At 40.3% G+C, this 20,383-nt stretch carries 17 protein-coding genes; 9 read left to right on the forward strand and 8 right to left on the reverse strand.

Annotation, left to right across the window (positions count from 1 at the left end):
- Nucleotides 1-55: 55 nt before the first annotated feature.
- The 4 genes from CSC79_RS01130 to CSC79_RS01145 form a co-directional block, all read right to left on the reverse strand.
- A complete protein-coding gene (locus CSC79_RS01130) occupies nt 56-2,593 on the reverse strand; it encodes a TonB-dependent receptor (RefSeq protein WP_099293106.1) in 2,538 nt (845 codons plus the stop codon).
- A gap of 288 nt (nt 2,594-2,881) precedes the next feature.
- Nucleotides 2,882-3,532, reverse strand: a complete 651-nt coding sequence (locus tag CSC79_RS01135) for a UPF0149 family protein (RefSeq protein ID WP_099293108.1) — start codon at nt 3,530-3,532, stop codon at nt 2,882-2,884.
- A 108-nt stretch (nt 3,533-3,640) separates the two neighbouring features.
- Nucleotides 3,641-4,609 (reverse strand): ATP-binding protein, encoded by a 969-nt coding sequence (locus CSC79_RS01140; protein WP_099293110.1) that lies wholly within the window; start codon nt 4,607-4,609, stop codon nt 3,641-3,643.
- On the reverse strand, nt 4,599-5,159 hold the full coding sequence (locus CSC79_RS01145; protein WP_099293112.1) for a heme NO-binding domain-containing protein: 561 nt from the start codon (nt 5,157-5,159) through the stop codon (nt 4,599-4,601). Before CSC79_RS01145 ends, CSC79_RS01140 begins: the two co-directional genes overlap by 11 nt.
- A 301-nt stretch (nt 5,160-5,460) precedes the next feature.
- Here CSC79_RS01145 and CSC79_RS01150 point away from each other — a divergent pair, with 301 nt between their 5' ends.
- Both CSC79_RS01150 and hemH read left to right on the forward strand, forming a co-directional pair.
- On the forward strand, nt 5,461-6,738 hold the full coding sequence (locus CSC79_RS01150) for an HD domain-containing phosphohydrolase (protein WP_099293559.1): 1,278 nt from the start codon (nt 5,461-5,463) through the stop codon (nt 6,736-6,738).
- Nucleotides 6,739-6,818: 80 nt separating this feature from the next.
- The gene (gene hemH, locus CSC79_RS01155; protein WP_099293114.1) at nt 6,819-7,838 is read left to right on the forward strand and encodes a ferrochelatase; all 1,020 of its coding nucleotides are present in this window, start codon (nt 6,819-6,821) and stop codon (nt 7,836-7,838) included.
- Between the two features lie 75 nt (nt 7,839-7,913).
- Here the strand turns inward: hemH and arfB are convergent, their stop codons facing one another.
- Complete coding sequence (gene arfB / locus CSC79_RS01160) at nt 7,914-8,327, reverse strand: alternative ribosome rescue aminoacyl-tRNA hydrolase ArfB (RefSeq protein WP_099293116.1); 414 nt, start codon at nt 8,325-8,327, stop codon at nt 7,914-7,916.
- Nucleotides 8,328-8,434: 107 nt separating this feature from the next.
- Between arfB and CSC79_RS01165 the strand changes: the two genes are divergently transcribed.
- Both CSC79_RS01165 and CSC79_RS01170 read left to right on the forward strand, forming a co-directional pair.
- Nucleotides 8,435-8,995, forward strand: coding sequence for a short-chain dehydrogenase (locus tag CSC79_RS01165; protein WP_099293118.1), 561 nt, complete (start codon nt 8,435-8,437; stop codon nt 8,993-8,995).
- 105 nt (nt 8,996-9,100) lie between these two features.
- On the forward strand, nt 9,101-13,144 hold the full coding sequence (locus tag CSC79_RS01170) for a DEAD/DEAH box helicase (protein WP_099293120.1): 4,044 nt from the start codon (nt 9,101-9,103) through the stop codon (nt 13,142-13,144).
- A 3-nt stretch (nt 13,145-13,147) separates the two neighbouring features.
- Here CSC79_RS01170 and CSC79_RS01175 read toward each other — a convergent pair whose 3' ends face one another.
- From CSC79_RS01175 to CSC79_RS01185, 3 genes are all read right to left on the reverse strand, one after another.
- Nucleotides 13,148-13,900 (reverse strand): phytanoyl-CoA dioxygenase family protein, encoded by a 753-nt coding sequence (locus tag CSC79_RS01175; protein ID WP_099293122.1) that lies wholly within the window; start codon nt 13,898-13,900, stop codon nt 13,148-13,150.
- Complete coding sequence (locus CSC79_RS01180) at nt 13,897-14,487, reverse strand: uracil-DNA glycosylase family protein (protein ID WP_099293124.1); 591 nt, start codon at nt 14,485-14,487, stop codon at nt 13,897-13,899. Before CSC79_RS01180 ends, CSC79_RS01175 begins: the two co-directional genes overlap by 4 nt.
- A 176-nt stretch (nt 14,488-14,663) precedes the next feature.
- Nucleotides 14,664-15,026 carry a VOC family protein gene (locus CSC79_RS01185; RefSeq protein ID WP_099293126.1) on the reverse strand — a complete coding sequence of 121 codons (363 nt, stop codon included), beginning with the start codon at nt 15,024-15,026 and terminating at the stop codon, nt 14,664-14,666.
- Between the two features lie 221 nt (nt 15,027-15,247).
- Here CSC79_RS01185 and CSC79_RS01190 point away from each other — a divergent pair, with 221 nt between their 5' ends.
- The 5 genes from CSC79_RS01190 to CSC79_RS01210 all read left to right on the forward strand — a co-directional run bounded on the left by CSC79_RS01190 (nt 15,248) and on the right by CSC79_RS01210 (nt 20,370).
- On the forward strand, nt 15,248-15,868 hold the full coding sequence (locus tag CSC79_RS01190; protein WP_099293128.1) for a fused MFS/spermidine synthase: 621 nt from the start codon (nt 15,248-15,250) through the stop codon (nt 15,866-15,868).
- Complete coding sequence (locus tag CSC79_RS01195) at nt 15,861-16,754, forward strand: fused MFS/spermidine synthase (protein ID WP_099293130.1); 894 nt, start codon at nt 15,861-15,863, stop codon at nt 16,752-16,754. Before CSC79_RS01190 ends, CSC79_RS01195 begins: the two co-directional genes overlap by 8 nt.
- Nucleotides 16,755-16,972: 218 nt before the next feature.
- Entirely contained in the window at nt 16,973-17,875 is a 903-nt protein-coding gene (locus tag CSC79_RS01200; RefSeq protein ID WP_099293132.1) for an ABC transporter ATP-binding protein, read from the forward strand.
- Nucleotides 17,875-19,395: an ABC-2 transporter permease gene (locus CSC79_RS01205; RefSeq protein WP_099293134.1), complete on the forward strand. Its 1,521-nt coding sequence runs from the start codon at nt 17,875-17,877 to the stop codon at nt 19,393-19,395. The genes CSC79_RS01200 and CSC79_RS01205 overlap by 1 nt, the downstream gene beginning before the upstream one ends.
- A gap of 213 nt (nt 19,396-19,608) precedes the next feature.
- Nucleotides 19,609-20,370: an ATP-binding cassette domain-containing protein gene (locus tag CSC79_RS01210; protein WP_099293136.1), complete on the forward strand. Its 762-nt coding sequence runs from the start codon at nt 19,609-19,611 to the stop codon at nt 20,368-20,370.
- The last annotated feature ends 13 nt before the right edge of the window (nt 20,371-20,383 follow it).

The raw sequence follows: 20,383 nt of genomic DNA on the forward strand, positions 1-20,383 counted from the left end.
TTTATGTTCGAAAAAAAGCGCAGTAGATACTGCGCTTAAATTATGTAGCGAATGATTAAAAGCTAAAACTCACTTTTGCATAATAGGTCATGCCATCAAAGCCATAAGGCAAAGCCCTTACAGGGTATTTGAACGCTTGGTTAGTTATAAAATCAAGTACTTCATCTTGACCTAACTCATCTGGCGTTACATCAAATAAGTTATCTACCCCCATGTTTAGGGTGAGTGACTCATTTAACTCATAGCCAACATTTACATCAACTAACACCGCCGATTCCACAACACTGGTGGCTTTAAACTCACCCGTAGGTGATAACTCATTAGGTAAACCAATGTGATCATTACCAAAGTACTTCACATCAGTCTCACCATAGTAGTTGAAACGTAGCATGGCACTTGCTGCATCTCGCTCATAATCAAATGTTAACGTGCCGCGTTCACCTGGCTGACCATCCGTTAAAAAACTACGTTGAATATCATCTAAGGCAATACTTTGTGGTATGCCAGCAGGCGCATTAACATTATCGATTTCGGTTGTATTTAAGTTACCTGCGAACGTTGCTGAAAAATTACCGTCGTACAAATCTGTACGGTATGAGGCAATAATATCAACCCCTTTGGTGGTTGAGTCTACTGAGTTTGAGAAATAAGCAGCTTGGTCGGCACCTGTTTTAGCTAATGCAGCTACAGCCGCAGGGCTAAAGGCAACATCGCTTGCTGATAAGAAGCTGCCCAATGTAATACGGTCTTGTATAGCGGTGTGGTAAAAATCAACTGTAAGTGACATTTCACTGCTTACATCATAAACAAAACCAAAGCTGATATTTTCAGAGCTTTCTAAGGCTAAACTTTCAACCCCTAATGCTGCTGGAAATTCAGAGCCAGCAGTGGCAATAAACGATTGCTCAAGTACACCACCAGCACCTAAATTCGTGGTGTAAGCAGTGTATGCACTTTGCTGTAATGACGGTGCTCTAAAGCCAGTCGATAGCGCACCTCGCACAGCAAAATCATCTGAAAATTCATAGCGTGAGGCTATTTTACCGATTAGGTCATCACCCGCATCTGAAAAGTCTTCATAGCGTAATGCTGCACTGATATTCCACGCATCTGTTAGCATTGTTTCAGCATCAATATAGATGGCATAACTTTCACGCCCTTGCTTATTTGACGCTTCAGGACGAAGCCCGTTGTATGCTTGGAAGCCGCACTCTGCAAATTGATTTGAATCGTTTACCGCAGGGTATGAAGTGTCCATGTTTGCCAAACCACAAGCATAGGATGCTTCAGCGCCTGGCACTATTTGGTAGTTCTCTTCTCGGTATTCTGCACCTACAGCTAAATATATCGGCTCGCTTGTGCCAATATCAATAATACCATTAAGGTCTGCATTAATAGTGGTTTGATCAAACCTAAACCCACCTGAATACCCTCCATTTGGGCCTGAATTTGCAGCGATATCGGCATCACTCGCATTGGGGTTATTAAATAGGTATTCAGCCGCGTATGAGGCATTTAATGTATTTCGTGATGTGAAGTCATATTGGTTTTCACCATACACAGCGGATACGTCGTAGCTCCAATCCGTATTTAAGTCGCCTTTGACCCCTAGCGCAACTGAAATATCCTGCGCTTCATTATAAATGCGTGGTAAAAACCCATCGCTGTAGACTTGAGTTACGTTTTTAGCTGCGGCATCAAAATTACGGTAAAAACCATTGCCCAGCGCGGTGCGCTCGGAGTAACCACCAAATGAATAAAGTTCAACATCGCCCATGGGTAGCGCCATGTTGTAAAACAATGATGTGAATTCACTATCTGCATTACCCTGCCCCCAGCGTACGTCATCGGATAAGGTTCCGTATGGCACATCTGATGAGCCTCCAATGTCTCGTTGTGCGCGGTTAGTTCCGTCAGCATCACGATACTCAGCGGAAAAATTAATAAAACCGCCTGCATCTGAGATATCAAAACCACGGTTTAAACCAATGGTTAACGTATCACCATCACCTTCTTTAGTGCTGCCCATTTGGACATAACCTTTGGTAATACCCGTTGAATCATTTAAGGATAAATTTATTACGCCTGCAATGGCGTCAGAGCCATACTGAGCTGCGGCTCCATCACGTAAAACCTCAACCCCTTTTAATGCTGATAATGGAATAGCGTTCATATCTGTACCGGCCGCACCTGCTCCCACGGTGCCAACTAATCCAAATATTGATTGATTATGACGACGTTTTCCATTTACGAGTACAAGGGTTTGATCAGGCTGTAGGCCGCGTAGAGTCGCGGGACGAAATAGGTCGGAGCCATCCGATACTTGGGTACGCGAGAAGTTAAATGAAGGAGCCGTAGCTTGTAAGCTTTGACCCAACTCTGTGAATCCACCTTTGTTTAGCGTATCCGCATCGATTAAATCAATTGGCGAAGAAGACTCGGTAACTGTGCGGTTTGATACACGAGAGCCCAATACGGAGATTTGTTCTATATTTTTTTCTGCTTGAACTGGCTGTTCTTGCGCTATTACAGACGGGGCGCTCATTGCAAAGGCAACTGCCACTGCTAGTGAGCTAAAACGAAATGTTGTCATACTGTGTTCGACCCTGTAATTCACTGACTCATGGATTGCGGCACGAGTGAGCTAATTTAAAATTATTGGTTTAGTTCATCATTTAGTCACGCTAGATACGTAACTTGAATAATGCCTTACCAAGCATCCTAGCAATATCTGTCTCTAAAAAGAAACACATTTAGCTACGACAATGGTCGAAATATGCAATTTTTATCTAAATTTTATAATAAAAAATTTATTTGATTGAATTTTACTCAAAAAAAAGCATGATTATTCAAATCATGCTTTTTCTTCACGTGTTGAGGATTAGCCTTCTTCTTCTAACAAGGCAAGCTTTTCGTCTTCGAGCATTAAGGCCATTGATGCAATTGAGACTAAACTTTCATCTAAACCTGCAAACAAAGTGGTAAACCCTGCACTAAGCGCTGCAGGTTCAGCATGTTCTTCTAACGCTTTATCCCACATTGCAAAAGTAGCGAGTAAATTAAGGCTTGCTTGAAAGTTATCAACGAATAGCTGACCATCTTCTTTTGGCTTTGCTTGCTGTTTGTCTACGTTGAGTAAAAAGTTTGAGTCTTGCTGCCATACATCTTGGTTGAGCATGTATGCTGCTAAATACCCCGTACACCAATTTTGCAATGCCAAACTAGGCGCTTGAGCATCCTGCGCTGGGGCATAAAGTGTATTTAAAATGTGTGTTTGCGCAACTTGTGCTTCTGTCACATTATCTAACACGCTATTCATGGCATCGCGTTCTTTTGAGTCATTCATTAGTTTGTCGAATATTGCTTCATCAGAGCCTGCAATATAGCTAGCTATTTCTGACTCACCATAAAACTCTGAACACGCAAGTAAACCGCTCATAAAGCCCAAAACATGGTCTGTTGTTAATTTATTTGATTCACAGTGCTGCTGCAAAAGACTTGCAAGAACGTTTAAGCCATCTTCATTGATCATAATTAGCCCTAAAAATTTAACTATACTATACGCTTATAAACACATTAGAGGGTTAAACTAACTTATTCAAATATTTTAACAAATTAACATGAGAACGGTTTTCATTTGCTATTCATTAAAAAGCGAATGACTCAATACAGGGAAAAAACAACTTACCTTTGTCCCTTCGTGTTCAGTGCTGTCTATCTCAATTGTTCCTGAGTGTGCAGTTACCATTGTATACACTAATGCCATGCCCATGCCGGTGCCGGTACCAACGGGTTTTGTGGTAAAGAATGGATTAAATATTTGCACCTTTACTTTATCGCTCATTCCACAACCATTATCGGTGACTGATATGACGATCTTGTTGTTCTCATAGCCTGCATGCACATGAATATGCCCATCTCTTTCATCATGCACATCACACGCATGTTTGGCATTAATGAGTAAATTAACAATAATCTGATTAATCATCGATAGATTACACATTGTTTGTGGCAAAGGACTAAAATGGCTTGTTATGTTGTAGTTTTTTAGTTGATTATTTAACAGCTTTAAGGCGTTTTTTATGCCGTCTGTCATATCACAAAGGTCTTTTTCGTTATCTGCAGGGCGTGAAAAGTTTAGTAGGTTGCGCACTATGGTATTAATTCGCCGCAGGCCTTCATCACTGTCCTCAATCAGTTCTTTAATCTCTGCCCCTATTTCAATAAGTGACTGCGACTGGCGTAACGTTTCTAAGGCCGCCTTTAGCTCTTTTGCGTCTAATTTTCCTGATGCAAATTGCTCATTTAAAAGCAGCAGTTTATCCACCACTAACCGAATTTCAAGTAGGTACTCATTGTTACTCATCACATAGGCAAGTGGGTTATTTATCTCATGCGCAACTCCAGCCGCTAAAGTACCTAGCGTTGCCATTTTATCGGCTTGAATGAAGAGCTGTTGTTGACGTTCAAGCGCTGCCACTTTTTTTACCAGCTCTTGATTTAATGCTGATAGCACTTGGCTTTTATCTTCTATCAATTGCTCAGCTTTAATTCGAGCCGCTCGCTCTTGATAATATGCTTGCTCAAAATCGTCAATTTTAGACGTCATTTTCTTCCATTCGTGTGTAGAAAACATTCAAAATACATGCATCATCACCTCTATGCTGGCACAGCGGGTGCGTTATTTTGATCGACATATCAAAATGATCACCAGCTCCATAAATTAAGCCTTCTGCTAATACGCATAATTTGCGCGGTGAATTGTAATGTATTTCAATATGCCCTGATGTGATCATCATACAACGCATGGTGGGTAAATTAGCGCCATGATGCAGCTTGTTTACTTCTTTGTGAATCACATTGTTTATATTTAAAATAAGGGCTTCAAAATGGGCAAAGCGACTCACAACGACTTCATAATGAAACATTAAATGTGCGAATAAATGACGCCCAAATAAGGCTAACACTTCATCACGTGCGATTTGCAGTGTCTCGCAAATATCTTCAACCATGGCATAGAGCTCTGTATCGGGGTAATCATTCACAGCAACGTAACAGCGCCCTTCAGCCGCATATTTATCTAGCAGCCTATCCCAATAAGATTCGTCTCGATGCTGTACAACCATCGTTTTGAGAGCACAAAAAATACTCCCCTTCATCGTACTTTACAGTCCAAGTAACGCATATGAACTATTAATGCCCTCGGATAAATGCCCTTTATTCGCACAGCTAAAAAAATTAAATAAATAATAGTGAATCATCTCCAATGAGTTAAATAAATGAGTGAAGTTCACCTACTATAATAGTGGCACAATACATTTTGATGTCTTTGCGTTACTTGTATTTATAAAATTAGCACAATTTATTTTTTTTACACGTTTATAAACTGGGTTTCACACGCTATGTTTAAAGTGTATAAAAATAAAGGAGTTGTTTGTGGAGACGCCAGCTATTCAAATAATGTGTGTAGACGATGATGAAATCGTACTGCGGTCTTTATCAAGGCTGTTGAAAAGTCAGCACGAAAATGTGTTAACTTTTACAAATCCACTTTTAGCGCTAGAGCAAATCAAACAGCACGAGTTTGCAGTAATTATCAGTGACATGCGTATGCCGCAGATAAACGGCGCTGATCTGTTCAATCAGGCTCAAGCGATTTCTCCAGATTCTCAACGAATCTTAGTGACAGGCTTTACCGATATAGAAACAACGCTTGATGCTGTAAACAAGGGCAAAATACATGGGTTTATTCAAAAACCTTGGCAAAATAGCTTGCTGTTGAGCACTGTGACTGACAGCGTCGAGAAATATAAATTAAAAAAACAAAATCAACGACTGCAGCAAAAAATAACAGAGCAGAACAAGCAACTTAAAGAGCTTAACAATTCGCTAGAGCAACGTGTTGAGAAACGCACTAAACAAATTAAGCTGGTTTTAAAAAAGTTAGAAATCGCCAATGCGCACGAGGTTAACGAGCATCAGAGCACCGTTGAGGTTTTGTATAACTTTATTAACGCCAACCCATACCTAGATGGCACTAAAGCGCAAAACATTTCTAATACCTGCACTGAAATTGCCAAACAGTTAAAACTGCCGCCAAAAAATATTGAAATGGCCTCAATGGCAGGTTATTTAGCACAAATAGGCTTGCTTGCTATGGACCCTGATCTGTATAAAAAACCAGTCAATGAATTAACAGAGCAACAACGAAAAAACTTTTATACCCACCCAAGTACTGCACAATTAATGCTCATGCCCGCAACTCATTTACATGAGGTTTCTGAGGCTATTTATCACCAATATGAATATTATAACGGCAATGGCATTCCCAAAGGTATAAAAGGAAATGAAATCCCCCTCAGCGCAATGATTTTGGCTGTTGCTCGAGATTATTGGAACGCATACGAAAACAATAACTTAGCACTTGACAAGCGCCACCAGCATGCAATTGATGTGATCACTCGCTACAGTGGAAATTTTTATCATCCTAAAATTGTATCTGCACTAGAGCAATGCCAGTTAACATGTATAAAACAGCAGTCTCAAGTGGGCTCAATGAAGATAATAAGCGCGCAGGAATTACAAGTAGGTATGGTTTTAGGTCATGCGTTGCAAAGTCATGCTGGTATCATGCTTTTACCAAAAGATCATACGTTTAGTGCTAAGTCTATTGAGAAGTTACAGCAACTAGAAGCTAAAAAACCATCACCATTTAGGATCATGATCAAATCATCGTGATTTAGTGATCTTTATTAGCCTTTTCTTCGTTACAATAGCATAATAATATATCTAATTACTGTCTATTTTAGGAGCAGTGCGTGTCGCGATTTTCAGCCGTTACCGATAACCCTCATGATCAGCGTTTTAATCAAAAAACCGGAATTTTACTCACCAATTTAGGTAGCCCAGACGCCCCCACAGCGAAAGCTTTGCGTATTTATCTAAGAGAATTTTTATCTGACCCTCGTATCGTTGAGATCCCTAGATTTATATGGATGATAATCCTCCACGGTATTATTTTACGTATTAGACCTAAGCGCTCTGCAAAGCTATACGAAAGTATTTGGACGGAAAATGGCTCGCCATTAACACATATTACTCGCCAGCAACGCGATAAGCTTGATGCCTTCATTAAAGCTCAAGGTTACACCAATACTGAAGTAGTCATGGCAATGCGTTATGGTAACCCATCTATTGAAGCGGGCCTTGAGCAACTTAGAGACAAAGGCCTAACGCGTATTGTGGTTTTTCCTTTGTATCCTCAATATTCAAGCCCGACAACAGGCTCAACTTTTGATGCTGTAGCCAAAGTACTGCAAAAGTGGCGCTGGGTGCCTGAACTTCATTTTATTAATGGTTACCACAAAAACGAACGGTACATAGAATCGCTTGCCAATAGCGTAAGTGAAGACTTACAAGCCAACGGTACTCCACAGAAGCTAGTCTTTTCGTACCACGGTATGCCGAAGCAGTTTTTAGATAACGGTGATCCTTATCATTGCCTGTGCTTACAAACCACGCGCCTTGTTGTTGAAAAGCTAGGCCTTGATAAAGACTTGGTAATTAGCACTTTTCAAAGCCGATTTGGTAAAGCTGAATGGTTAAAACCATACACTGACGCCACGCTTGAGTCGTTACCGGGTGAGGGTATTAAAGACATCGCTATTATCAGCCCTGCATTTAGTGCTGATTGCCTTGAAACGCTCGAGGAGTTGGAAAGCGAAAATCGTGAAATATTTGAGCATGCAGGCGGTGAAAAGTACCGTTACATTGCAGCGCTGAACGACCGAGATGATCACATTAATGCATTATTTAATGTATTAAAACCGATGCTTTAACTAAAGCAGTTATTTTCGAGGCTGGGTTTTCAGCCATATAGAGCCTAGTATGTGGGCGCTCCCCATTAATAGGCTCTAAAGCTTTATATTGCCGCGCAGCGCTTTGGTTTGTCCGTGCTTGGTTTTTTTATCCATGCGCTTGCGCTGCGAATTTCTCGTTGGTTTTGTTGCGCGCCGAGCACGTTGTAGTTTAGTAGCTGACACAATCAAATCTTTTAAACGCTTTAACGCATCCTCTCTGTTGAGTTCTTGGGTGCGATGGCTTTGCGCTTTTAAAACAATCACTCCCTCTTTTGTTATTCTATTGTCATTGAGTTGCAGCAGTCGCTGCTTGTAAAAGTCAGGCAGTTTAGAGCGTTTTATATCAAAACGAAGGTGAATAGCACTGGCCACTTTATTCACATTTTGCCCGCCAGCCCCTTGCGCTCTAATTGCAGTAAGTTCTACTTCCCACTCATCGATTGTTACTGTATTTGAGATAATTAACATTAGGTTCAGATAGTTTTGTCAAAATGAAAGTGTAACATTTGTTAGTAGTTGAGCCCACATATTGGCGCTTTGCTTAATCAAGTAGACTATTTTATAAGGAATTTAACATGAAAAAACTAGTGATGGCACTAAGCTTGACTGCAATGAGTTTTTCAAGCTTTGCAAAAGATATGACTGAAAATGAGCTAAAAAGTTACATTCAAGCACTTCCCGCAGTCGTTGATTGGTCAGATGATCAGGATGCACTTAAAAGTGCTAATTTAAAAAGTTTACTTGGCAGTTCAGATAGCAATAACAATGCGTTAGCTTTGAGCGCATTAGGCAAGATTAAAGATAATGACTTATACAAAGAATTTGCAACACTTACCAATCAGTATGGTTTAACCCCTGAGCAGTTACTTAGCGTAGGCTCTGAAGTATCAATGGCTTACTTTGAAACGATAAAAAGTGACCTATCACCTGAAAATAAAGAAAAAGTAAATCAGCTAATGGGTGGACTGCAAAGTATGGGTGCGACTAAAGATAAAGGCGCAACTTCAACGATGGGCATGGTAGGTAACTCTGCAAGTGCAAAGAGCCAAGATGCAACGGCTGTCAGTGCTCATAATCTTGAGCTTGTTCAAGAATATCTGCCGCAATTAAAACGATTATATGCTGATTTGCAATAATCATTACATAAAAATGAACAAGCGGCCTTAGGGTCGCTTTTTTATTGCTTGTTATAGTTGCATCTTTATACTGAACACAATTTATGATCAGACTTTAGTAAATTTATGCCGTTGAATACTCTACCAAGCGTACAAACACCAGATGAACAAAAATCCCTTTGCGCTTTACTTGCGCACCTGTTAAGCGCCTCCTCGTATGGTTTTCAACACTCAGTTCAGCAAATCACTCAGCGGCTATTTCGTCACATAAAAGCCGGCTATTCGTTTTCTAAAACTGAGCTAAACTCACTAACAACTCAGTTAGTAGAACAAAATTTACTGTGGAAACTCCCTTTTGGCCCGCATTATAAAGTAACCACAGACGCAGTCCCTTTTATAATCATAAATTTACAGCAACACCAAACAAGCTTAATTGCGCCATTATTGGCTGAAATTAGCCATGTGTATCATCAACAAGACAAAGCGCTAAACTTTATTACCTTGTTACTAGAGCATTTTAATAACCCCAAAAAGCGCTTTATTATTAATGCCGAATTTGATCTGGGCGAACAGTTTGTACATTTGCTGGGCCAATCTCAATTTGCTAATGCATTGTGGCAAATATTACCCAAACAATGGCAACAAGAATGCCTAATTCACTTCACTCACGCGCAATTTTTTAATTTAATGGCACCAAACCCTTGGCCTACATTAGTAAACTCGTGTGACGGGATGAGTGAGCACACACGTTATTATTTTAATGAAAACCTTGCAATATTATTACAAGACAAACAATACGATGAGTTACTCGATAGCCAAGCAGATTGGCAACACGCATTATTTTTAGAGGCAAACACCCTTGCTATTAAGGGCGATGCACCAGAAACAGCATTAACCCACTACAAAAGTGCGCTCACCCGTTTTAGAAAGAGATTTGGTAAGGGCTATTACCCCGCTGAAATGACAGGACTGCTTTATACGCTCAGTTTGCTAATTAATGGCAGTGCTGCTGATATGAAACAATTAACCACGTGTAAAAAGTGGTACTACAAACACTTTGGTGAAGACGCTTATACCAGCATCGCCGTTGATTATTTGCTTGATAATGATCCTATTTCACACTTTCCCAGCTATCGACTCGTCAACAGGTTAAACAACTTAATGGCGAATCCTAACGCAGTTGCGGCATTATTTTGTTTTTTAATTGCATTGGTCAAATATGCCAACGATGAACAAATAGATGAATTACGGGGTCAATCGGCGCTACTTAAACAGTTATTAAATACGCTTGCTGATCACTCACATTGGGTAGGCGAGCAATGTTTACACTTAGCCAAGTGGCTCTTTGATGATTCAGCACTGCCTAATGAAGGTATTTTGCAACACTTTTCGCGGGTACCACAATGGCAACGCTGGCTCGATGAAGTCAGCCAAATCAACGAACAAAAAGACACTATGCGTGTAATATGGCAACTTGATCTGACCCACCTTGATTTGCCGCTAGTACAAGCAAGAGTAAAGCAACTTAATGCAAAAAATGAATGGACTAAAGGCCGCAAAGTAGCTATTCACGATCTTAAGAATGAGCAATATCAGGCAGCCTTAACTGAAGCTGATATCAATTTAATAGACGTTATTTATAACCATGCCGGCTTTGGTTATCAAGAAGTACAAGCAACTGCGACAGTGCTGCAAACTTTAATTGGCTTTAATAACTTAGAAGATCATCGTAGCGCTCCACTTACCCTAATAAAAGGTGAGTTTATTATTGAAATAGCCAAAGATCTAAACGACTGCTATAAGCTGGTATTACAGCCAACAATCGACGATTATGATGGTGATTTTTTACTTACTCACAGTCATGGCAATAGCTACCAAGTATTCGCAGTGGATGAAAAACAACAAAAATTACAGCAATTATTTGAGCAGCAACCTAATAACCTGACCGAAGAGCGCCTACCGCAACTTAACGCGGCACTTAAAGCATTATCCAGTGATCATCATATAAGTAGCCAACGCAGTGAGTTTGCCGAAGTAAATAATGTGCGCCTAGGTGATTGCCAGTTCAGTGCTGTCATTAAGCTTACGCATATGGGTATAGACGTCAATTTTTATGTTATGCCTCATACTGTTGATGGGCCGTGGTTAGAACCTGGTGAAGGGGCAACCAGCATTGTTTATAATGACGACACTGATAGCAATAGTGTTGTAGTTAAACGCGACCTAAAAGCTGAAAAACGCACATTCAAAAAATTGCTAAAAAATCTTAACGGTGTGTTTGTAGATAAAAATCACCAGCTCAATTCATCACTACAGCAATTTTTTATCCCCGAAGATATAAGCCAAGCAATTGAAACCCTCGAACAGGCCAACAAAAGTAAAGCCCTGGTACTTAGCTGGGACGAAAGCAGCCAAGGCATGAAGCTGGCGAGCAGTAAACACCTTTCACTAAATCTTAATGATGATAGCGATTGGCTTAGTGTCAGTGGCGATGTTTCACTTCCTAGTGGCGATATTTATACACTGCAAACACTACTCAAAGCACCGCGCCGTGGCAGTATTATTAATTTAGATGATGAGCAATCGCTGATCCTAGATCAACGTTTAACTAACTTGCTCAATCGTTTAGAAGGCATGCAACACGATAACGCAGACACTTCACAGCTACGTATAGCTAACGCCCGCGCGTTACCGCTACATCAAACACTGGCTGATTTAGGGGATGTTACATTTGGTGAAAACTGGAAAACGCGATTAGCTAAGTTTGATCAAACTGTCGAGCCCATTTTGCCTGCACATTTGGTTAACGTGTTACGTGACTATCAAATCATTGGCGTCAAATGGTTAATGCAACTTGCTAATTGGGGGCTCAATGCCTGTTTAGCCGATGACATGGGCTTAGGTAAAACGCTTCAAACACTCAGCGTATTACAAATGCGAAGCCACTTAGGCGCAAGTTTAGTGGTTGCCCCTAAATCGGTGTGTCATAACTGGCAAGCCGAAGCCGAACGCTTTGCCTGCACATTAAATATAAAAACCATTGCTAACGCCACCCTGTGTGAAGACGTGTTAAGTAATTCACGTGCGAATGATTTGATTATCGTCAGTTATGGGCTATTGCCATTAATTGGTGAACAACTTGCTAAGCTTGAATTTACTAATATTGTGTTTGACGAAGCACAAGCAATTAAAAATCCATTAAGTTTGCGTGCAAAAGCCGCGTTCGCACTTAACGGACAATTTAAAATTGCCCTTTCCGGCACCCCTATTGAAAACCATTTAGGCGAGCTTTGGAGCTTATTCAACTTTTTAATGCCAGGCTTTTTGCACACGTTGCCGATGTTTAAAAAGCGTTTTGGTAATGCCGATAAAAACCAACAGCAAGCCGATACACTTAAAACCTTAATCGCCCCGTTTATTCTGCGCCGAACTAAGCAAACAGTGCTGACTGAGCTACCAGAAAAAACTGAAATAAACTTAACCTTTGCATTATCTGAAAAAGAACAAGCACTTTACGAAGCAACGCGTTTAAATGCTCTAGAACAAGCCAATCAAGACGACAGTCAATACATTACTATTTTGGCATCATTAACTAAGCTACGCCGCGCTTGTATAGCACCACAGTTATTGCTTGAAAACAGTAAAATGCCTTCAAGTAAACTCGATACCGCCGAAGCAATTATTACCGAGTTGCTTGAGAATAATCATCAAGCGCTCATTTTCAGCCAATTTGTAGATGTATTGAAACTCGTAGAGCAACGATTACAAAAACGAGGCGTTGATTACTGCTATTTAGATGGCAGCATGAGTACCAACAAACGTAAACAACAAGTTGAGCTGTTTCAAGCAGGTAAAGCCCCGCTATTTTTGATAAGTCTAAAAGCAGGTGGAACAGGGCTTAATTTAACCGCGGCAGATTATGTATTGCACCTTGACCCATGGTGGAATCCTGCTGTTGAACAACAAGCATCAGATAGAGCACATAGGCTTGGCCAAACTCGCCCCGTTACTGTATATCGGTTAATTGCAAAAGATACGATTGAAGAGAAAATTCTTCAATTGCATGAGCATAAACAAGCGTTAGCTGACAAACTGCTGGCTGGAAGTGGTGACGTTGGTCAATTATCAAAAGACCAATTGCTGGCTCTTTTAGCTCATCAAGCTCAGTAAGCGCTACTGATGAGCAAGTGTTACGGCAAAGGGGCTGGCATCTTCTAACTCGTCAAGCATTTCAGGGCTAGGTAGGCAAATATCCTGAACAAAATGCAGTACATCTGGCTGCGGCTCACCAAATAGTACGTCGAGCGCTAAACGGTCTTTTCCGTAAAGACCACGGTGAATCATGTTGGCTGAAAAGATAAGTAAATCACCCGCTTGCATTTCTATTGTGTGCCCCGTGGGAAGGTCATCGTGGGTATTGCTGTGATCTATCGCTAAACGTGTTGCCAACTCTTGGGGTGTATCCCAGCGTCGATGTGTGCCAGGAACAAGTTCAATACCGGGCTCATCTTCCAGAGCGACACGACAATGAATAACTTCTGGCCCCGTTAACGCGGCTTGCTGTTCTTTTATATCTAAGTGATATTGCATATCCCGGTGCCAATAATTCTCTTGCTCTGGGTTCACCGGATTAAAGAACAATTGAGTATTAATAAAAGCGGCACGCGTTAAAATAGAATCAACCTGAGCCATTAATTTAAAGCTGGCAATAAATTTAAATAGCACCATTCGCTGCGCGTCATTTAGATAAGTGTTCGCCGTTAAATAGGCGCTATTGACCGCCTTGCTTTTGTAAAAGTAGTGATTGTCGGGGATCCATTGCTGATGAAAACATTTTACAACCTCGCGCACTTCGCAAAGCTCTGCTTCAGTATAAAAACCGGGAATATGAAAAAAACCAGTGCTACAAAATTGTGTATTGATCATTTATCACCTTGGGACTGTAAAATAGTACCAACCTGCTGTTGAAGTGCGGGTAATACATCCGCTTCAAACCAGCTATTCTTACTCAACCAACTATTATTTCGTGGGCTTGGGTGTGGCAAAACTATTTTACTAGGCCAATACTCACGCCATGATTTTACTAACTCAGTTAGTGGTGTGTTTTTATACTCTGGCAAATGGTATGCCTGTGCGTACTTACCCAAAACAATCGTTAACTTTATGTTTGGTAATGCATTTAATAACGGTTCTCGCCATGCAGGTGCGCACTCCTTGCGCGGAGGTAAATCACCTGACTTGCCTTTGCCTGGGTAACAAAAGCCCATTGGCAATATCGCTATTTTCGTTGCATCATAAAACACCTTTGTATTTATACCCAGCCATTGGCGCAATCGTTCACCGCTGGCGTCATTAAACGGCTTACCTGTTTGATGCACTTTGAGTCCTGGTGCTTGACCGGCAATTAAAATGCGTGCTTTTGCATTAAATTGAATCACTGGGCGCACGCCTAATGGCAATTGAGATTCGCAGATCATGCAATTACTAACTTGTTCAACTAAATTACTTTGCATCACTGAATTGCCCTATTTACTAATACACAGTTAATGGGCAGACATCACTAACATGCCTATTACAAAGCGATTCTTCAATCTGGGCATTATAAATAGGGGCTGCGTTGAACACTTTACTGTGTGTTTTTGCCATAAAAGTTGCTCGAGTTAGTAAAAAAATGATCTATCGAATATCGTTATACTTTTTCGGACCATACGGCAAACTCGTTGCCACATGGGTCTAAAAAGTGAAATCGGCAGCCACCAGGAAAGTCAAAAAGAGCTTTGCTTATATCTCCCCCATGTTGTTTAACTTTAGCCTGTGTTGCCATTATGTCATTACTGTAAAACACCAACAGTGGCGCACCATTTGACGTGTTCGCAGACAAAGGTGCTTGATAAAATCCACCATCAAGCCCTGCAAACTCTTTACTAAAAGCGGTGTATTCAGGGCCATAGTCCGTAAACTGCCAATTAAATACAGCACTAAAGAACGCTTTTGTTTGTTTTAAATCTTTTGCTGCAAACTCAACATAATTGAGTTGTTCATGATTTGCCAAAACCTAATCCTTAATAACTAGTTAACGTTAATTGACCTGCGCTTTTTTCTGTATTAAGAATACAAGCAGTTAAAAAAAATAGCGAATTATTCACTCAGATCATTCCGATTAAAAATATAAGTTGTGTAAACAAGATGTTTCACTGTGTATAAGAATAGTATAGCGAAGCTATGCTCATCACGTTAAGATGGGTTAAATATAACAACAATAAGAAACGACAGATGTTTAATAAAACTAACGCATTAATTTACTTTTTAGCCTTCAGTAGTGGCTTTAGTATTATGGGGATCGAGTTGCTAGGCGGGCGGATTTTGGCGCCATTTTTTGGTAGTAGTGTACATATTTGGGGCAGTATTATTACCGTGTTTATGCTGAGCCTATCGTTTGGTTACTTACTTGGCGGTAAAATGTCGATTCGACAACCATCGTTAACAAAGTATGGACTGATTTTTTTGGTTGCAAGTATTATGGTGCTTCCAATCGCACTATTCGCACAGCCTATAATGGCGTTTATTTTTAGTCATATAGAAGATAGCCGTTATGGCTCTTTGCTCGCATCTACCGCATTATTTTTTATTCCAACCATTATCCTCGGCATGATTTCACCCTACTCTGTTAGATTGCTCGTAACAGACCGTGAGAGAAGCGGCCAAGTTGCTGGCGGCTTGTACTTTGTAAGTACCTTAGGCAGCGCTTTAGGCACTATAATTACCTCTTTTTACATGGTGCTCGCATTTGATGTAAATAGCATCATCATTGGGTTCGCGACGTTAATAGGAAGCTTAGGGTTAGTTGCGATAGTTGTTGATTCGTTAGCAAAGAAAGAGGTGGTTTATGCGTAAACTCGCTGCTTTATATTTAGTTGCAACAGCCCTATTTGCCTCCCAAGCAAGCGCAGAAATCATTCATAGTGAACGGTCTTTGTATCGAAATATATTAGTCGAAGAAAATGGCGATTTGCGGTGTTTAAAATTTGATGAAAAAACCCGTATGAGCAGTCAGAGCTGTATGTATATAAGTAAGCCTAAGCAACTTGTTTTTAACTACACAAAACTTACTTTCGCGAGTTTACTAATGATTGATGATCCTAAAAATGTGCTCATCATTGGTTTAGGTGGAGGAACACTGTCTAATGTAATACACGAACTCTACCCTAAAGCCACAATTGAAAACGTAGAAATTGACCCAGCCGTGATTAAAGTAGCCAGAGATTACTTTGCTTTTGTAGAAAACGATAAAGTTACATCAAAAGTACAAGATGGCCGTATTTTTATTAAACGTGCCGCGATAAAAAAACAACAATATGATTGGGTTATTCTTGATGCTTTTAATGGCGATTATATTCCTGAGCATTTGTTAACTAAAGAGTTTTTCGAAGAAATTAAAAGTGTGCTTGCACCCAGTGGAATTGTGGCTGCAAATACATTTTCATCAAGTAAATTATACCAGCATGAATCAGCGACATATCATGCGGTGTTTGGCGATTTTATTAATGTCTCGACCACTGAAAATAGTAATCGCATCATACTTGCAGGGTTTAAGCACATGCCCTCACAGCAGCAACTTGCCAGTCGAATAAAAAAACTAAGCCCACAACTATCACCTTATGGTATCGACTTGACTGCAATCAGTGAAGGAATGGCCTCGACCAAAGACAATCAAGATTGGCCTGCAAATACTAAGGTATTAACCGACCAATACTCGCCTGCGAACCTACTTAACTTTTAGCCCGCTTTATCGCCGACCAACGTCGGCGACAGCACCACACCTACCCCTTACTATTGAGTAGGTATTTGATTGACGCTTTTCACTATTATTTAGCGAAAGTGGTGATTAACTGCGTTTTAAACAATCAAGCTTAACATTAAGTTATTGATAATTATAAGTTATAAAAACGGCCCAATCATTGCTGAGTAAATTAACTTCATAACAAGAGACATTCACCAATGTTAGATATTCAATCATTGAGCCATCAATATAAAAAAGGTAAAGACAAACAATGGGCTATTAATGATCTGTCTTTGCACGTTAAACCAGGCATTTTAGCGTTGCTTGGCCCTAACGGAGCGGGTAAATCGAGTTTAATGAGAATTTTAGCCACCATCACAAAACCTACACAAGGGACTATTTTGTATAAAGGCCAGGATATTGTTAAAGCGCCCCAATTATTACGTAAAGAGCTGGGCTATTTGCCTCAATATTTTGGCGTGTATGACCAGCTCTCTGGTGTTGAGTTTTTGCAATATATGGCAGGATTAAAAGGGCTTGGCAACGCCAAAAGCAAAAACGTTATTGACGACTTACTTAATAAGCTAAATTTGACCCACGCAGCAAACAAACCTTTAAAAGGGTATTCCGGCGGTATGAAGCAGCGAATAGGTATTGCTCAAGCTTTATTAAACGATCCCCAATTACTTATTATTGACGAACCTACCGTAGGCCTTGACCCACATGAACGTTCAAATTTCAGGCAGTTGTTAACAGAGCTCTCTACTGACCGTTGTATTATATTCTCAACGCATATTGTCTCTGATGTTGAATCAATTGCTGACCATGTTGCGATTATGAAAAATAGCCATCTTATTCGCTCATCCACCGCTGCACAATTGCAACAAGAAATAGCGGATAAGTGTTGGACACTGAGCGTTGAGCACAACGAATTTAAGCGCTTTCAGGATGAGTTTATTGTTAGCCATAGTGTAAAACGAGCAAACAAACTTGCGCTTAATATTGTTTCCCCGTTTAGCCCGCATGCCAAAGCAACGCTCAGAGAAGCCACATTAGAAGATGCATATTTGTATTTCACCCGTGATCAATTTGCTACAGCAAACGCACAGAGAGCTGGCTAATGAATCAAATATACCAATGTATTCTCGCTGATTTTAAACAACGTACCCGGCAACAACGTTTCATTGTAACGCTACTCTTAATGTCAGTATTAACATTACTGTACTTTCCACCCCCTGATGCGCAATATCAAACACTGGTTATTAATGGCTATCGAGGCATTTATAATAGTGCCTGGATTGGGCTGTGCCTTGCCATGCTCAATGTAATGTTTTTACCTATTATTTGTTTTTATTTAGTCAAAAATGCGCTTGAATTAGACCGCCAATCACACACCTGTGAGTTAATTGCAGCAACTCCTATAAACAAGCAAGCATTTGTATTTGCTAAGTGGGCCGTCAATATATTTATTTTGCTGATTATCGTCTTCGTTATGTTATTGACGAGTTTATTTATTCAAATGTATTACGGTGAGAGCTATCAATTCGATGTATGGGCTTTTGTGTGGCCGCAGCTGGTGTTTGTGCTCCCTTTGTTGTTCGCTATTTCATCCATCGCTATCTTGTTCGAATCAATAAAGTGGCTGCGAGGCGGCTTAGGCAATGTGGCTTATTTTTTCTTATGGGTTGGCTTTATTACTCAGAGTATCGAGGGAGTGTCGGGGATCGGCGCAATACTTGAAAACTTAGAATCTGAAGTGGCCACTCGTTTTCCTACTGAGCAAGGCATGTCTAACATAGGTATTACAACCAACAATGCTGTAAATACCTTTTTATGGGATGGGTTTACCCCAAGTTCAGCTTACCTTGTAGGAATGTTACCTTTATTGGGTTTAAGTTTAATAGGATTGACGCTTGCGTTTTGGTACTTTGATCGTTTTAGCCATACACCGGCAAAACGGATGAAAAAAAACTTTCCCCTTTCAATTCACCTTGCAAAAGTCGCAACCTTGCTTGATACCCTATTTATAACCGCAACAAAGTCATTTGCCTTCACGCGTTTTTTTAGGCTAGAGCTTAAACTTATGCTCAAGGGACAGACGAATAGTTGGATTATTGGTTTGCTTGTTTTAAATATGGGTCAGCTGTTCGTAAGCCAGGAGTTATTAATAAGTGCTTTAATACCCCTTTCATTGCTGTGGTGTGTGCTCGTGATTTCGCCGTTGGGCCAGCTGGAAAAGCAAGCAAATACACTAGAAATAATGACTTACAGCAAACGCACTCCCATATTACAAAATACAGCCAGTTTAATTGCAGGGTGTACTGTGCTTTTAATCGCTTGCTTTGGTGCTTTTGCCCGACTGACTATAATGGCTGAATGGTTATTGATAATACAGCTATGCATTGGCATTGTGTTTATGGTTTCGCTTGCTTATTTTTGTGGTGCATTTACCCAAACAAAACGCATGTTTGAAGTGCTGTTTCCAGCTATTTGGTACTTGGGCCCAATTCAAACTGGGTTATACCTTGATTTTATAGGTGTTAATAGCCAAGCCAGTTGGCATGCTGGAATGCCTTACTACTTTTTAGCCTGTGCAGCCACCATGGTTACACTAACAATGAGTGTAAAACAAACACGCTAGTTAGCAAATTAATCTACCTATACTCCTCTTAAACGAGTGTAGGTAGATACATACTCGCCTGCACCACTTTGCAAAACCATTGCTCTGACTACACGCTAGCCAATCATACTCTTAGGTAAGTTTATTTTCTTGAGAATTATTCTTATTGTTGTCCCAAAACAAAAACTGTTATAACATAACAAATGTTACGATATAACAAAATGAAGGATTCTCATGATTGAAATAAGTCACCTGAGTAAATCGTTTGGTGATAACAATGCCTTAAACGATTTATGCTTATCTATTCCTGCGGGGCAAGTAACTTGCTTACTTGGCGCTAATGGCGCGGGTAAAAGCACCACGTTAAATCTGCTACTAAACTTTATTGCACCTGATTCAGGACGGATAACCATTGATAATATTGATGTGCAAATGGAGCCAGAAAAAAGTAAACAAAAACTTGTGTACCTCCCAGAGCAAGTAAATTTATTTGAAGAGTTCAACGCGATTGAAAACCTGCAATACTTAGCCTCACTTACAAAACAAGTTACTAGTAACGAACAAGTTGAAGATGCACTGATTCAAACAGGTCTGCAAAAAAGTGCGTGGTTAAAGCCTTTGAGCAGCTATTCAAAAGGTATGCGACAAAAAGTAGGCATTGCATTTGCTATTTTGCGACAAGCAAAAGTGCTGTTACTTGATGAGCCAACATCAGGGCTTGATCCAAGTGCGACCCGTGAATTTATCAAAATTATAGAGTTGCTAGCACACCGTGGTGCTGCAATTTTAATGGTGACACATGATCTGTATTGCGCGCATAGCCTGGCAAAGCAAATAGGCATTATGAAACAAGGAAAACTGTGTACCCTGCTCGATAATAACACCCTGACTCTTGATGAACTTGAAGCACATTACCATCACATCATCTCAGGTGATCCATTACCTAAGCCCGCTTCACTTAACAATACAAACTCTCTCAAACCTGAACTAGTATAATTAGTAGGAAAAT

It is taken from the genome of Pseudoalteromonas sp. 3D05 (genome assembly GCF_002723455.1).
In the GTDB taxonomy this organism is placed as follows: domain Bacteria; phylum Pseudomonadota; class Gammaproteobacteria; order Enterobacterales; family Alteromonadaceae; genus Pseudoalteromonas.

What these genes read in the sequence shown, in the direction of transcription:
- CSC79_RS01130 (WP_099293106.1), bottom strand. Translation starts at nt 2,593, where the DNA reads ATGACAACATTTCGTTTTAGCTCACTAGCAGTGGCAGTTGCCTTTGCA.
- CSC79_RS01135 (WP_099293108.1), bottom strand. Translation starts at nt 3,532, where the DNA reads ATGATCAATGAAGATGGCTTAAACGTTCTTGCAAGTCTTTTGCAGCAG.
- CSC79_RS01140 (WP_099293110.1), bottom strand. Translation starts at nt 4,609, where the DNA reads ATGACGTCTAAAATTGACGATTTTGAGCAAGCATATTATCAAGAGCGA.
- CSC79_RS01145 (WP_099293112.1), bottom strand. Translation starts at nt 5,159, where the DNA reads ATGAAGGGGAGTATTTTTTGTGCTCTCAAAACGATGGTTGTACAGCAT.
- CSC79_RS01150 (WP_099293559.1), top strand. Translation starts at nt 5,461, where the DNA reads ATGTGTGTAGACGATGATGAAATCGTACTGCGGTCTTTATCAAGGCTG.
- arfB (WP_099293116.1), bottom strand. Translation starts at nt 8,327, where the DNA reads ATGTTAATTATCTCAAATACAGTAACAATCGATGAGTGGGAAGTAGAA.
- CSC79_RS01165 (WP_099293118.1), top strand. Translation starts at nt 8,435, where the DNA reads ATGAAAAAACTAGTGATGGCACTAAGCTTGACTGCAATGAGTTTTTCA.
- CSC79_RS01170 (WP_099293120.1), top strand. Translation starts at nt 9,101, where the DNA reads ATGCCGTTGAATACTCTACCAAGCGTACAAACACCAGATGAACAAAAA.
- CSC79_RS01175 (WP_099293122.1), bottom strand. Translation starts at nt 13,900, where the DNA reads ATGATCAATACACAATTTTGTAGCACTGGTTTTTTTCATATTCCCGGT.
- CSC79_RS01180 (WP_099293124.1), bottom strand. Translation starts at nt 14,487, where the DNA reads ATGCAAAGTAATTTAGTTGAACAAGTTAGTAATTGCATGATCTGCGAA.
- CSC79_RS01190 (WP_099293128.1), top strand. Translation starts at nt 15,248, where the DNA reads ATGTTTAATAAAACTAACGCATTAATTTACTTTTTAGCCTTCAGTAGT.
- CSC79_RS01195 (WP_099293130.1), top strand. Translation starts at nt 15,861, where the DNA reads ATGCGTAAACTCGCTGCTTTATATTTAGTTGCAACAGCCCTATTTGCC.
- CSC79_RS01200 (WP_099293132.1), top strand. Translation starts at nt 16,973, where the DNA reads ATGTTAGATATTCAATCATTGAGCCATCAATATAAAAAAGGTAAAGAC.
- CSC79_RS01205 (WP_099293134.1), top strand. Translation starts at nt 17,875, where the DNA reads ATGAATCAAATATACCAATGTATTCTCGCTGATTTTAAACAACGTACC.
- CSC79_RS01210 (WP_099293136.1), top strand. Translation starts at nt 19,609, where the DNA reads ATGATTGAAATAAGTCACCTGAGTAAATCGTTTGGTGATAACAATGCC.